The organism is Microbacterium phyllosphaerae (assembly GCF_050628115.1).
Taxonomy (GTDB): Bacteria; Actinomycetota; Actinomycetes; order Actinomycetales; family Microbacteriaceae; genus Microbacterium; species Microbacterium phyllosphaerae_A.
Window position 1 is genome coordinate 2,519,772 of sequence record NZ_CP192502.1, and the last position, 13,450, is coordinate 2,533,221.

13 protein-coding genes are annotated in these 13,450 nt (G+C 68.7%); 9 read left to right on the forward strand and 4 right to left on the reverse strand.

Annotated elements, in window-relative coordinates; genetic code table 11:
• Positions 1-12: 12 nt before the first annotated feature.
• Entirely contained in the window at positions 13-1,488 is a 1,476-nt protein-coding gene (locus ACQ4LY_RS11915) for a DUF2510 domain-containing protein (RefSeq protein ID WP_431071756.1), read from the reverse strand.
• 138 nt (positions 1,489-1,626) lie between these two features.
• Between ACQ4LY_RS11915 and ftsE the strand changes: the two genes are divergently transcribed.
• The 3 genes from ftsE to smpB all read left to right on the forward strand — a co-directional run bounded on the left by ftsE (position 1,627) and on the right by smpB (position 4,177).
• Positions 1,627-2,688 carry a cell division ATP-binding protein FtsE gene (gene ftsE / locus ACQ4LY_RS11920; protein ID WP_431071758.1) on the forward strand — a complete coding sequence of 354 codons (1,062 nt, stop codon included), beginning with the start codon at positions 1,627-1,629 and terminating at the stop codon, positions 2,686-2,688.
• Complete coding sequence (ftsX, locus tag ACQ4LY_RS11925; RefSeq protein WP_431071760.1) at positions 2,685-3,599, forward strand: permease-like cell division protein FtsX; 915 nt, start codon at positions 2,685-2,687, stop codon at positions 3,597-3,599. The genes ftsE and ftsX overlap by 4 nt, the downstream gene beginning before the upstream one ends.
• 101 nt (positions 3,600-3,700) lie before the next feature.
• Positions 3,701-4,177: an SsrA-binding protein SmpB gene (gene smpB / locus ACQ4LY_RS11930; RefSeq protein ID WP_056312202.1), complete on the forward strand. Its 477-nt coding sequence runs from the start codon at positions 3,701-3,703 to the stop codon at positions 4,175-4,177.
• Here smpB and ACQ4LY_RS11935 read toward each other — a convergent pair whose 3' ends face one another.
• The gene (locus ACQ4LY_RS11935) at positions 4,178-6,037 is read right to left on the reverse strand and encodes a prolyl oligopeptidase family serine peptidase (RefSeq protein ID WP_431071762.1); all 1,860 of its coding nucleotides are present in this window, start codon (positions 6,035-6,037) and stop codon (positions 4,178-4,180) included.
• 44 nt (positions 6,038-6,081) lie between these two features.
• Positions 6,082-6,768 carry a transcriptional repressor LexA gene (gene lexA / locus ACQ4LY_RS11940; protein ID WP_431071764.1) on the reverse strand — a complete coding sequence of 229 codons (687 nt, stop codon included), beginning with the start codon at positions 6,766-6,768 and terminating at the stop codon, positions 6,082-6,084.
• Between the two features lie 282 nt (positions 6,769-7,050).
• On the opposite strand from lexA, the gene ACQ4LY_RS11945 reads away from it, so the two are divergent.
• The 4 genes from ACQ4LY_RS11945 (at position 7,051) to hisH (ending at position 9,833) form a co-directional block, all read left to right on the forward strand.
• Positions 7,051-7,413 carry a LysM peptidoglycan-binding domain-containing protein gene (locus ACQ4LY_RS11945; protein ID WP_431071766.1) on the forward strand — a complete coding sequence of 121 codons (363 nt, stop codon included), beginning with the start codon at positions 7,051-7,053 and terminating at the stop codon, positions 7,411-7,413.
• A gap of 73 nt (positions 7,414-7,486) precedes the next feature.
• Positions 7,487-8,581 carry a histidinol-phosphate transaminase gene (locus ACQ4LY_RS11950; protein WP_431071768.1) on the forward strand — a complete coding sequence of 365 codons (1,095 nt, stop codon included), beginning with the start codon at positions 7,487-7,489 and terminating at the stop codon, positions 8,579-8,581.
• Positions 8,578-9,195 (forward strand): imidazoleglycerol-phosphate dehydratase HisB, encoded by a 618-nt coding sequence (hisB, locus tag ACQ4LY_RS11955; protein WP_341954504.1) that lies wholly within the window; start codon positions 8,578-8,580, stop codon positions 9,193-9,195. Before ACQ4LY_RS11950 ends, hisB begins: the two co-directional genes overlap by 4 nt.
• Positions 9,192-9,833, forward strand: a complete 642-nt coding sequence (gene hisH / locus ACQ4LY_RS11960; protein WP_431071771.1) for an imidazole glycerol phosphate synthase subunit HisH — start codon at positions 9,192-9,194, stop codon at positions 9,831-9,833. The genes hisB and hisH overlap by 4 nt, the downstream gene beginning before the upstream one ends.
• 21 nt (positions 9,834-9,854) lie before the next feature.
• Here hisH and ACQ4LY_RS11965 read toward each other — a convergent pair whose 3' ends face one another.
• Complete coding sequence (locus tag ACQ4LY_RS11965) at positions 9,855-11,663, reverse strand: AAA family ATPase (protein WP_431071773.1); 1,809 nt, start codon at positions 11,661-11,663, stop codon at positions 9,855-9,857.
• Between the two features lie 209 nt (positions 11,664-11,872).
• On the opposite strand from ACQ4LY_RS11965, the gene priA reads away from it, so the two are divergent.
• Positions 11,873-12,619 (forward strand): bifunctional 1-(5-phosphoribosyl)-5-((5-phosphoribosylamino)methylideneamino)imidazole-4-carboxamide isomerase/phosphoribosylanthranilate isomerase PriA, encoded by a 747-nt coding sequence (gene priA, locus ACQ4LY_RS11970; protein WP_056312186.1) that lies wholly within the window; start codon positions 11,873-11,875, stop codon positions 12,617-12,619.
• Positions 12,603-13,427 carry an SseB family protein gene (locus tag ACQ4LY_RS11975; protein ID WP_431071775.1) on the forward strand — a complete coding sequence of 275 codons (825 nt, stop codon included), beginning with the start codon at positions 12,603-12,605 and terminating at the stop codon, positions 13,425-13,427. Before priA ends, ACQ4LY_RS11975 begins: the two co-directional genes overlap by 17 nt.
• Positions 13,428-13,450 lie beyond the last annotated feature (23 nt).

The following is a 13,450-nucleotide window of genomic DNA, read 5'->3' on the forward strand; positions in this document are numbered from 1 at the left end:
CGTGCTCGGAGCTCAGCCCGCCGATGGAGTGAACGAGACGCGAGCGACGTCCTGCAGGAGTTCATCGGTGAAGGTGATCACGTACGAGGAACTCTGCGCGACGTCGAAGGTGATCTTGCCGCTGACGGTGTCTCCTGCCGCGAGCTCCTCCGCCACGATTCCGTCGACGTAGTAGTCGTAGGTGCCTTCGGCGCCTTCGGCGGTCTCGAGCGCGAAGTAGAACGGGTTGATGTAGCTCGTGCCCGAGATGCCGGTGAACGTGACATCGAGGACCACGTAGCCGCCGTTGGTGGAGGGGATGCTGGAACCGTCGGACGTCGTCCACGTGGCCGAGTTGATCGTGACCTCGCTCGTGCCCGACATCTGCTCGATCGTGACGGGGGAACCGAGCTCGCCCTCGACGACGTCCGTGGGGCCGGTGTCTCCGTCGTCCGTGCCTTCGTCGGTACCGGGGTCGGTGCCGTTGTCGGTGTCGGAATCACTGGACGGCGGTGCAGTCGGAAGATCGCGGACGACGTCCGAGACCGTCGCGAACACGATGACGAAGAACATCACGATCGCGATGATCGCACCGACCACAGAGAGGATGAGGCCCGAGATGCCCGGCCACTTCTTTCCCTTCAGGAAGAGGGAGATCAGCGACACGATGAAGCCCGCGGCGAGCAGCAGCCATCCGAACCCGAAGATCACCGGGATGCACGACAGGATCGTGCCGAGTGCTGCGAGGCCGAGACCGACGATGCCGAGGATGGACGGCTTGGTGGCCGCTGCGGGCGCGCCACCTGCGTATGCGGGCGGGTAGGCGCCCGCGGCGCCGTAGGCCTGGCCTGCGGGCGCGTAAGCGCTTGCGCCGGGGTGGCTGGGTGCCGCTCCGGGATAGCCGGGCGCGGCGTAGGCCTGCGTCTGACCTGCGTCCGCGGCGCCGGGGTAGGCGGGGTAGGCGGGCGCGCTGCCGGGGTAGGCGGGTGCCGCGTTCGCATACGGCGGGGCATTCCCGTCGAGGGGCGGGGTGGCACCGGGCGCGGTGTATTCCGTCGAAGACGTGTCGGAAGGAGTCTCGGGGGCCGACCACGATGCGGCGGTGTCGGGAGCTGTGGGCTCGCCGACGGGCGACGAGGAGTCCGAGCCCGAGTCGCCTGCGACGGACTCGGAGGCGGGGGCGTTCCACGAGGGGCTCTCGACGGCCGCCACGGAGTCGAGCGCTGCCGCGGTCTCGGCGGCTGCTGCGGACTCGGGGGTCGTGTCGACTGCGGGGGATGCATCGCCGGCGGCACCGTCATCGGTCGCCGCCGTGTCGTTGCCTGCCGCAGCGGAGTCGGAGAACGATGTGTCGGCCGAGGCCGCCCAAGTCTCAGGCTCGGTCGCCGCAGACTCTGCCTCGGCTGCTGCGGGCTCCGCGATCGGAGCGAAATGCTCGGTCCACTGCGTGCCGTCCCACCAGCGCTGGCGCCCGGATCCGTCGTCATACCAGCCTGCAGGCGTCGTCATGGTTCCCCCTCGGAGTCGTGGTCCACGCGGACGGCATGGATCGGCACCTCCATGTATAGCAGTGCGGGGCGACACTCCGGGGGTGCGCGGGGTGTCGCTCGCGGGCACGGGACACCCCGCGCTTAGGCTCGAACAGCCATGATTCGGTTCGAGAACGTCACGAAGCGCTACCGCGGGACCTCACGGCCCGCCCTGTCCGCTGTCGACTTCGAAGTACAGCGCGGGGAGTTCGTCTTCCTCGTGGGTGCATCGGGGTCCGGCAAGTCGTCCTGTCTGCGACTCATCCTCCGAGAGGACGTGCCGACGACCGGCCGCGTCGCCGTGCTCGGACGCGACCTGCGATCCCTCGCGAACCGAAAGGTGCCGTACTTCCGTCGCCACATCGGGTCCGTGTTCCAGGACTTCCGCCTCCTGCCGTCGAAGACCGTCTACCAGAACGTCGCATTCACGCTGCAGGTGACGGGATCCTCGCGTGGATTCATCCAGCAGGCGGTGCCCGAGGCACTTGCTCTGGTCGGGCTCGACGGCAAGCAGAAGCGGATGCCGCACGAGCTGTCCGGTGGAGAGCAGCAGCGCGTCGCGATCGCGAGGGCGCTCGTGAACAGGCCCCAGGTGCTGCTCGCGGATGAGCCCACAGGAAACCTGGACCCTGCGACCTCGGTCGACATCATGCAGTTGCTCGCGCGGATCAACGCCGGCGGCACCACCGTTCTCATGGCCACGCACGAGGCCGCGTTCGTCGATCAGATGCAGCGTCGAGTCATCGAGCTCCGTGACGGAGAGATGGTGCGAGACGAGGTGCACGGCGGGTACGGGGACACCTCGAACATCCCCCGTCTCGTCCCCGAAGAAGTCCGAGGAGCTGCGGCAGCCGCCGCTCTCACCGCGGTGCAGGAGGTGCAGCGCCAGACGGCCGACCTGTCGGTCGTCCGGGCTGCGCTCGCGGAGGAGCTCAGCGCGCAGCGAAAGGCCGCTGCCGCATCGTCCGACGCCGTGCCCACGGCATCCGAGACTCCTGAGGCGCAGGCCGCGCCCCTCGAGCCGCCTGTCGCCGACGAGAGGCCCGCCGAGGCTGCGGCATCCGTCGGGCCGCTCACGCACCCGATCCTGCTGCCGCAGGTCGACGTCGCCGAGCTCGGCGTCGCCGATCGTCTCGGCCTGTCCGACGACGGCGCCGAGGAAGTGGGGCCGACCTCATGAGAATCGGACTCATCCTCACCGAGGCCCTCGGAGGCCTCCGGCGCAACATCTCGATGGTCATCTCCGTCGTTCTCGTCACCTTCGTGTCGCTGACCTTCGTCGGCGCCGCGATCCTGATGCAGGCCCAGATCGGCACGATGCGCGGCTACTGGACCGAGCGCGCGCAGGTCGCGGTTTACATGTGCTCCGACATCTCGGAGCAGAACACGTGCGTCGACGGCGGCGCCTCGGAAGAGCAGGTCAACGCCGTGCGTGCCCAGCTCGAAGGCGAGGCGCTCGCACCGCTCATCAGCGAGGTGAGCTACGACTCCAAAGAAGACACCTACGCGAAGCTCGTGGAGCAGCTGGGTCAGGAGCAGGCGAGCGTCATCACCCCCGAGCAGGCCTTCGAGGTGTTCTTCGTGACCATGAAGGATCCTGGCCAGTCCCAGGTGATAGCCGAGGCGTTCAACGGTGTAGCGGGCGTGGAGCAGGTCACGGATCAGCTCCAGTATCTCGAGCCGCTGTTCTCCGCGCTGACGGTCGCCACGTACATCGCCGTCGGCATCGCCGTGCTCATGCTGATCGCCGCCATCCTGCTGATCGGCACGACCATCAGGCTGTCTGCATATGCCAGACGCAAGGAGATCGGCATCATGCGCCTGGTCGGCGCGTCCAACCGATTCATCCAGACACCGTTCGTGCTCGAGGGCGTGTTCGCCGCCTTCCTCGGCTCTGTGCTCGCGAGCGCCGCCGTGGTCGCAGGCGTGCACTTCGGCGTCAACGGCTATCTGCGAGGGCGAGTCCCGTTCATCACCACCTGGGTGTCGATGCAGGATGCCGCAGTCGTCGTGCCCGTGCTGATCGGTATCGGCGTGATCCTGGCGGCGCTGTCGGCCGGCTTCGCCATCCGTCGCTGGCTGCGTACCTGACCGCGTCGACTGCGGGAGCGTCGTCGGTATAGACTGACAGGCTGTCGTGCGCCCGGGATCGGGCTCTGGAACCACTGCGCGACGCGGATCAGGAGAGAATCATGCCCAGGGAACGCGGGGAGAAGGTCATCGCGACCAATCGTCGCGCACGTCACGACTACAACATCGAGAAGTCGTACGAGGCGGGGATGGTGCTCACCGGCACCGAGGTCAAGTCGCTGCGCCAGGGGCGCGCGAACCTGAGCGACGGATATGCGTTCGTGAAGGGGAACGAGGTCTTCCTCGACTCCGTGCACATCCCGGAGTATTCGCAGGGCCACTGGACGAACCACTCCGCCAAGCGCATCCGCAAGCTGCTGCTGCATCGTGAGGAGATCGCGAAGCTGCAGCATGCCGTGTCGGCCGGCGGCTACACGCTGATCCCGCTCAAGCTGTACTTCTCCGACGGGCGCGCCAAGGTCGAGATCGCCCTTGCGAAGGGCAAGCGCGAGTTCGACAAGCGTCAGACCCTGCGCGAGCGTCAGGACACACGCGAGGCCGAGCGGGCGATGCGCCTGCGCAACCGCACCGGGGACTGATCAGCTCGACGGGGTGAATCCGAACGCACGCCCGAGAAACGCGAGCTCCCGCTCGAGGGCGTCGACGATCGTCTCGCTCGAGCGGAATCCGTGTCCCTCACCCGGGTACAGGACGTACTCGTGATCGATGCCCCGAGCCTCCAGAGCGTCGCGCACGGCTTCCGACTGCGCGGGCGGCACGACACGGTCATCCGCCCCCTGCATGAGCAGCACGGGCACGTCGATCCGATCGACGTGCGTCAACGGGGAGCGGTCGACGTAGAGCGCCTCGGCCTCGGGTAGCGGACCGACCAGACCCTCGATGTAGGGCGCTTCGAAGTCGTGGGAGTGCTCGACCAGCATCCGAAGATCCGTGACTCCGTATCGGCTGATCCCTGCGGCGAACGTCCCTCCGCGCACGAGAGCCGAGAGCACCGTCCAGCCGCCGGCGGAGCCACCGCGGATCGCGATGCGCGCGGGATCCGCGACACCCGTCTCAGCGAGGCCGCGAGCGGCCGTGATCACATCGTCGACATCGACCACGCCCCACTGTCCGTCGAGCCGTTCGCGGTATGCGCGCCCGTATCCGGTGGAACCGCCGTAGTTCACGTCGAGCACACCGATTCCGCGGCTCGTGTAGAAGGGGATCACGGCCGACACGGCGCCCGTCACATGCGCCGTGGGGCCGCCGTGCACGAGCACGACATAGGGAGGAAGCTCTCCTTCCGGAGCCGATTCCGTGGGATGGGCCGGCGGATAGGCGAACGCGTGCACGGGGCCGTGCGTGCCGTCGAGGAGGATCGGCGATGCGGGCGGCATCCACGCCGGATCGGTCGGCTCCGCGCCGGCGACCGCGATCACCTCGTCGGAGTCGAGGTCGACGCACCAGACGCCGGGCGATGTGGTCGAGCTGTTCCCGGAGAGCAGGACCCGGGATCCGGAGACATCGTCGACACTGACATGGCCGTCGGCGGGGAGATGGAGCACACGGGCACGTCCGTCCGCGTCGAGCACGACCACCTCGTCGCGTCCGTTCGTGCGCACCGAGACGATCCGGCCGTCGTCGAGCGGCCGATACCAGCGGTTGCCCAGCACCCACAGGCCGTACCCGGTGTCCGCATCGACGTCGTCGACACGGACGGCAGGGCGTGCGCCGCCGCTGCGGTCCAGCTGCAGCCGGTACAGCGCCCAGCGCCCGCTCGGGTCGTCCGCGTACAGCAGCTCGTCGTCCCCGGTCCACTCGGGCTGCAGGGCGGCGCGCGTGGACAGCTCGACGGTGTCGATCCCGTCTGAGATGGCGAGTGTGGCATGCTGCCACGGCATCCGTGCGCCCGTCCACTGCACCCATGCGACCCGTGACCCGTCTGGCGACAGCGCCGGATGCGCATAGAACCCCTCGCCGTCGACGACGGTCGTCACCAGTGACGGATCCTCTGCCGCGGAGCCGTCGACGGGGATCTCGACGATGCCGCGACGATGCGGGTTCTTGGTGAGGTCCTCGCGGACGGCGAGGAGCCGCCCCTGCTGCAGTCGCAGACCACCGTGAGCGGGGCCCGCCTGGGTGAGCGGCACGGGGCGCGCTCCGCGGCGCATCCGGTGCACCCGCTGATCCTTCGCATCGACGAAGTAGAGGGTGCCCTCGGAATCCGCGGCCCAGGCTCCGCCGCCGTACTCGTGGACGCGGGAGCGGGCGCTCCATGGCGCAGGCAGGATCTCGGCGCCGGTCGAGCTGCGTACGGTGAATCGCCCGCCTTCGGAAGGAACCGACTCACCCCACCAGATCTCGTCGCCGACGAACGCTGATCCGTCGATCCTCGGAGAGGACGCAGCGATCTGGGAGGCGGAGAAAGGGGAGGGCCAGGTACCGAACGGCGATGACATGGTTCGAGCCTAGGCGTGGTGCCCGCAACGCGGGCTCGGAGGCGTCAGACGGCGCGCAGCACCGCGACGATCTTTCCGAGGATGACGGACTCGTCACCGAGGATGGGCTCGAATGCCGAGTTGCGCGGCAGCAGCCAGGTGTGGCCGTCGCGGCGGCGCAGCACCTTGACCGTGGCCTCGCCGTCGAGCATCGCGGCCACGATCTCGCCGTTCTCCGCGCTGCCCTGCGAGCGGACGACGACCCAGTCGCCGTCGCAGATGGCAGCGTCGATCATCGACTCTCCCGAGACCTTGAGCATGAAGAGATCGCCCTTGCCGACGAGCTGGCGGGGGAGCGGGAAGATCTCCTCGACCTGCTGATCAGCGGTGATCGGCACGCCGGCGGCGATCCGGCCGACCAGGGGAACCAGGGCGGCATCGCCCACGGGCGTCGCGACGTCGGCCGGGTTCTCGCCGCTCGTGCCGGGAAGATCGATCAGGACCTCCATGGCACGGGTCTTGCCGGGGTCGCGTCGCAGGTAGCCGCTGAGCTCGAGCTGCCCGAGCTGATGCGTCACGCTCGACAGCGACTTGAGCCCCACCGCATCGCCGATCTCACGCATGCTCGGCGGGTAGCCGTACCTGCTGATCGACGTCTGGATGACCTCGAGGATCGCCATCTGCTTGGGGCTCAGGCTCTTCCGGCGACGAGTGCGCGGGACGTCGGCGTCGATGGCGGAGTTGTCGCTCATGGTGCTCCTCAGGTGTGCGACTCCGGCGTCTCAGTTCGAATGTCGGAGGCCCGTGGTGGGGTGTTCGTATCGAAACCGTATCCGAGAATCGGGCAGATGTGGAAGATCTGTTCGAGCGTGTCTCCTGATTCACGGGTCACTTTTTCGAAGAACGCTTGACAGATGTTCGAATTCGAAGATAACTTCGGAACGTAGCTTCGCATTCACGGCTCCCGGCCGAGGCGCGGATGCGAACGCTACGCCAACTTCACCGTCCAGGCGGTAGATGCAGAGGAGCACGACATGAGCACCATCACCTTCAGCAACGCAGCAGTCCTCCCGGCGCGTCCGGCGACGAAGCTCCGCCTGACGGTGCGCGGTCGTCGGGTCGTGCTCGCGCTGGCCGCAGTTCCGCTCGCAGCTGGCATCGCCTTCGCCGCGCTCAGCGGCGGCAGTGCGATGGCCTCGGGGGAGCAGGTCGCGACGGCGTCATTCGCGACCGTGACCGTGATGCCAGGGGACACTCTCTGGTCGATCGCAGAAGGCATCGCGCCGGGCGCAGACCCCCGCGAGGTGATCGGAGACATCACCAGACTGAACCTGCTTCGGGGCGGCGCTCTCCAGATCGGCCAGGAACTGGCGATCCCCGCGCAGTACTCGGAGTGATCGATCGAGCGGGTCGTGGCGTGGACTTCATTCTCCGTCACCACGCGCGTCTGTGAGGTTCACGCCGCCTACCATGGGAAGGGTGACTGCATCACTCGCTGACCTCCCCCTTCGCGACGACCTCCGAGGGCTCACGCCGTACGGAGCTCCTCAGGCGCCGCTCCCGATCGCTCTCAACGTCAACGAGAACACGCATCCGGTTCCGGACGCGGTCGCCAGTGACATCCTCGATGACATCGCCGTCGCTCTCCGCGATGTCAACCGCTACCCCGACCGCGAGTTCACCACGCTGCGCGAGGGCTTCGCCGAGTACCTCGGCCACGGCCTCGACGCCAGTCAGATCTGGGCTGGCAACGGATCGAACGAGGTCCTTCAGCACATCCTGCAGGCGTTCGGCGGCCCTGGTCGTACGGCCTTCAGCTTCGCACCCACCTACTCGATGTATCCGCTGATCTCGCAGGGCACGGGAGCACGATGGATCGCGGGCTCCCGGCAGCCGGATTACACGATCACACCGGACGAAGCGGCCGCGCAGGTGGCCGAGATCGACCCCGACGTGATCCTGCTGTGCTCGCCGAACAATCCGACGGGCACGCCGCTCGGCCTCGACGTCGTCGAAGCGGTCTACGAGGCGTCCAGCGGAATCGTCGTGGTCGACGAGGCATACCAGGAGTTCGCCCCTCGCGATGCTGCCTCCGCGCTGACCCTGCTCGAGGAGCGCCCACGTCTCGCGGTCTCGCGCACGATGAGCAAGGCGTTCGCGTTCGCGGGTGCCCGCGTGGGCTACCTCGCAGCCGACCCGGCCTTCATCGACGCCCTGCGGCTCGTGCGGCTGCCCTACCACCTCAGTGCGCTCACGCAGGCCGCGGCGGTCGCAGCGCTGCGCAACTCCGACGTGATGCTGGGCATGGTCGAGGAGATCGTCGAGCAGCGCGATCGGATCTCGGCGACCCTCGAGGCTCTCGGCTACACGCCGCACGAGTCCTGGTCGAACTTCGTGCTCTTCGGGGGAGTCGCAGAGCCCCAGAAGATCTGGCAGCAGCTGTACGACCGGGGAGTGCTGATCCGCGACGTCGGAATCCCCGGACACCTCCGCGTCACCGCCGGCACCGAGGCGGAGACCACCGCGTTCCTCGATGCCCTCGCCTCGATAGGATCGGCTTCATGAGCACCCCCGCCCAGACCCCGCGCACCGCCACGCGTGTGCGCAGCACGTCGGAGTCCACCGTCGAGCTCGAGCTGAACCTCGACGGCACCGGTGCGAGCCGCATCGACACGTCGGTGCCGTTCTTCGACCACATGCTCACGGCGTTCGCGAAGCACTCGCTCACCGACCTCACCGTGCGCGCCTCCGGCGACACGCAGATCGACGCGCACCACACCGTCGAAGACATCTCGATCGTGCTCGGTCAGGCGATCCGAGAGGCGCTGGGTGACAAGTCCGGGATCTCCCGCTACGGCGACGCCCTCGTCCCGCTCGACGAAGCCCTGGCGCAGGCCGTCGTCGACATCTCCGGCCGCCCTTACCTCGTGCACACCGGAGAGCCTGCCGGCTTCGAGCACCACCTCATCGGGGGTCACTTCACGGGCTCGCTCGTGCGCCACTCGTTCGAGGCCATCACGTTCAACGCCGGTCTGACCGTGCACGTGCGTGTGCTCGGCGGGCGCGACCCACACCACATCGCTGAGGCCGAGTACAAGGCCTTCGCGCGTGCGTTCCGCCAGGCCAAGGCGCTCGATCCGCTGGTCGACGGGATCCCGTCGACCAAGGGTGCGCTGTGAACGCAGCTCCTCGGGTCGCCGTCTTCGATTACGAGTCCGGCAATGTCCACTCTGCGGTGAAGGCTCTCATCGCGGCGGGGGCGGATGCCGTGCTCACGCGCGACCGCAAGGAGGCGCTCGAGGCCGACGGCCTCGTCGTGCCGGGTGTGGGCGCCTTCCAGGCCGTTCGTGACGCGCTGCACGCGCACGGCGGTGACGAGATCATCGATCGGCGGCTCGCCGGTGGGCGACCTGTTCTCGGTATCTGCGTCGGCATGCAGGTGCTCTTCTCGCATGGCGTCGAGCGCGGCCACGACTCGGAGGGTCTCGGCGAATGGCCGGGGGCCGTCACCGAGCTGAACGCGCCGGTGCTGCCGCACATGGGCTGGAACACGGTCGAACCCGGCGCCGACTCAGTGCTCTTCAAGGGGATCGAGAATGAGCGCTTCTACTTCGTGCACTCGTACGCCGCGCAGTCATGGGAGCTCGACGTCATCCCGCCCTTCCCGCAGCCGGTGCTGACATGGACGACCTATGGCGATCCCTTCCTCGCGGCCGTCGAGAACGGTCCGCTGTCGGCGACGCAGTTCCACCCGGAGAAGTCCGGCGAGGCCGGCATCCAGCTGCTCCGCAATTGGGTCGACAGCCTGCGGTCCTGAGACGAGACGCGCGGTCGCGTGTCAGAAACCGCGCGCGACCGCGGCTGCGGCCGAGAGCCACGCCTGTTGGGTGGCGGCGGAGAGCGCACGCAGACGCAGGTGTCCGTCGACCATCTCCCGATCGAACGGGATGTCGACGACTTCGCGCGCCAGCGGGCGGTACCCGGCGACGACCTCCGCGACCTCGGCCGGTGACGCCTTGGGGTCGGCCTGGCTGACCACGACCACGGAATCGCGCGCGAGGCGGGCTGAGCGCTCGTCGCGGTCCTCGAGTGCTTCGAGAAGAAGTGCTCCGGCCTCTGCATGGTCGTCACGCGTCGTCGTGGCGACGACGATCTGATCCGCGAGGTCGATCATGCGCAACCACATCGGATCGGACTCGTCGTTGCCCGAGTCGATGATGATCAGTCGGTAGAACTTCGCGGCGACCGCGTGGATCGAATCCACGTCAGCCGGGCTGAGGCGATTCTCATGTGCCAGCCGGATGGGCTTGGACCGCAGCACGTCGTACTTCTCCTGCGGCTGGTGGTGCACGAAGTGCGCCAGGTCGGCCGACTGGCCCTGGGCGCCGAGCAGACGCTGCGTCTGCGGCAGGAGCTCGAGCAGAGTGCGGTCGTGAGCGCCGGTCTCGGTGCGCCATCCGAGCGTGCCCCGGGTCTGATTGTTGTCCCAGGCGAGCACGCCGGCGCCGCCATACTGCGCGAACACAGCCGACAGCAGCACCGTGGCGGGAGTCTTGCCGGCACCGCCCTTGCCGTTGACGACGGCGACGGTGCGCGGGCCGGGCCAGTGGCGGCTGACCTCATGCTCGTCGTCGCGCACCGCGCGCTCACGCGCATTGGGGCCGAGAGAGAACCCGACACGATTGAGGAATCCGCGACCGCCGCGGCGGGCGGGCTCCTCCCGCCGTTCCTCCTGCAGGAAGGAGCGGCGTTGGATCCCCTGTTCCCGCTGGCGGCGACGCGACGACGCTGCTGCTTCCGCCTGTGTCAGTGCGGTGGTGCCGGAGGCGAGCGTTGCGGGCGGGATCGGGGGCACTGCCGCCGCGGCGGGAGCCGGCGCCTGCGCCGGTGCCTGGACCGACGACTGTGCCTGGGCCGGCGACTGTGCCTGGGCGGGCGACTGTGACGAATGAATCGCGGTGGGCCGCGTGTCCGGAGCGCCCGCGGCCGGTGCGGACGGGATGGTCGCTGGGGGAGCGGTGAAGCTCGGTGCTCCCGCCGCTCCCGCTGGCGCTGCGGTCGAGGGGCGGAGAGGTGCTGTTGCAGGCTGTTCATGCGCTCCCGGGAGCGTCGGCGTGAGGGGTACGGCTGCGCCGGGCGTCTGCAGAACCGCGGCGGGCTGGGAGGGCGGAGCGGACGCGGGTGGAGTCGTCGGAGCCGCTGCTGCCGGCACAGTCGAAGATCCCCCGGCGGGGATCGTCCGCACAGGTGCGGGCGGGACGACGGGAAGCTGCGGCTCGGTGCGCGGGGTCTGCCGAGCGGGGGGAGGCGTCAGAGGAACGGGTCCGGCGTCCGCGGATGCGGGAGTCATCGGTGCCGGCGACTGTGCCGGTGCTGGCACATCGGTCTGAGGGAGGGCGGGGGCTGCCGCTGCGGCAGCCGCTGCTGCAGCGCGCGTTCCCGGCGCAGGGGAGTTCGTCGGCGTACCCGCTGCAGGGGACCGCGGCGGCGTCGGAGCCGACCAGTCGACGCCAGCCCCTTCGTTCGCGGGGGCGCCGTTCGAGGTGCCGGCTGCGGGGTTCGACGGCTGCGGATCGTTCGATCGCTGCTCGGCATCCTCGTTCGTGCCCTGCGCGGGCTCGACGCTCTCCGGAACCTCGGTAGGCATCGGATTGCCCCGACGAAGGGGTCCGCTTCCCCGCGCTTCCGCATCGCGCACCATGGAACATCTCCTCACCGACCGAACAGGGGCGTCTTCGAGGCTACCGCGTGGTGTCCGCCGTTCTCTGCCGTCATCATTTTGGAGCGGGCGGATGCGCGGGCTAGTGTCGACTCTCGTGCCGACGAATCGGCCCTCCCATCTCACCTGAGGACGTCATGAACGACTTCGCGCAGTCCCCTTCGCTCACTCTGCTCCCCGCTGTCGATGTCGCGGGTGGCAAGGCCGTCCGCCTCACGCAGGGCGAGGCCGGCACCGAGACCAGCTACGGTGACCCGCTGGATGCGGCAGGGGAGTGGGTCGCGCAGGGCGCGAAGTGGATCCACCTCGTCGATCTCGACGCGGCATTCGGTCGCGGCAGCAATGCTCCGATCCTCCGCAAGGTGATCAAGCAGTTCAAGAATGTCAACGTCGAGCTGTCGGGCGGCATCCGTGACGACGCCACTCTCGAGGCCGCTCTCGAGAGCGGCGCGACGCGCATCAACCTCGGCACCGCCGCGCTCGAGAACCCCGAGTGGGCGGCCGACGTGATCGGTCGCTTCGGCGAGGCGATCGCCGTGGGCCTCGACGTCCGCGGCACCACCCTCGCCGCACGCGGCTGGACGAAGGAGGGCGGCGATCTCTGGGAGGTTCTCGAGCGCCTCGAGGATGCCGGCTGCAGCCGCTATGTCGTCACCGACGTCACCAAGGACGGCACGCTCAAGGGCCCGAACCTCGAACTCCTGCGCGAGATGACCTCGCGCACTCCGAAACCCGTCGTCGCATCGGGTGGCATCGCGAACCTCGACGACATCGCCGCGCTGCGCGAGCTGGTTCCGCTGGGCGTCGAGGGCGCGATCGTCGGCAAGGCACTCTACGCCGGAGCATTCACGCTGGCTGAGGCTCTGGATGTCGCAGGGGACTGACGACGCCTGCGGCCACGGCCCCGAGGGTCATGGTGCGAACGATCATGGCGCGGGGAACCGGGGCGACTCCGCGGGCGTGCCCTGGGAGGGGCGCAGTTTCGAGTCGAACCCGCACGCGGGCGACGACGGCTCCGCCGACCCCGCACTTCTCGACGCCCTCCTGCGATTCCGGGCAGGATCCGGTGCTCAGGTCGAGGTGGTCGACGCGTTCCGCACCGCGCGTGTTCTGATACCGCTGATCGCGGAGAAGGGTGAAGAGGGGGTGGCGCCCAGCGGGCTCGCGGTCGACAAGACTCAGGAGCTCTCCATCGTCACCGTGGCCGCCCCTGACGGCCGCCGCGTGCAGCCCGTGTTCTCCTCCGTCGAGGCGATGCAGCGATGGGATGCGACTGCGCGACCGATTCCGGTGGAGGCCACGCGCGTGGCGCTGGCGGCGTCCGCCGAAGACACCGACCTGATCGTGCTCGATCCGACCTCCGAGACCGAATTCGTGTTCCGTCGCCCCGCTGTCTGGGCCATAGCCCAAGGGCATCGATGGGAGCCGAGCTTCTTGTCTCCCGAGGTCTACGGTGCTTTGCAGGAGAGCGTCGCCCACGAGCTCGCGGTCATCGACGTGGCGGTGGCCGCCGGGGATCCGGATGCGCGCCTGCGAGGACCCGAGCTGATCGTCGTGCTCGAGCTCGTCGACGGGCTCGAGCGTGAGGTTCTCGACGCGGTGCTCGCTCGGCTGGCTCAGCGATGGGCGGCGGATGACCGCATCGCGGTGCTCGCGGATTCGCTCACCGTGAAATTGCGACGCTCCGCCTGAGCCTCGCGGCCGCGGTATCCGCG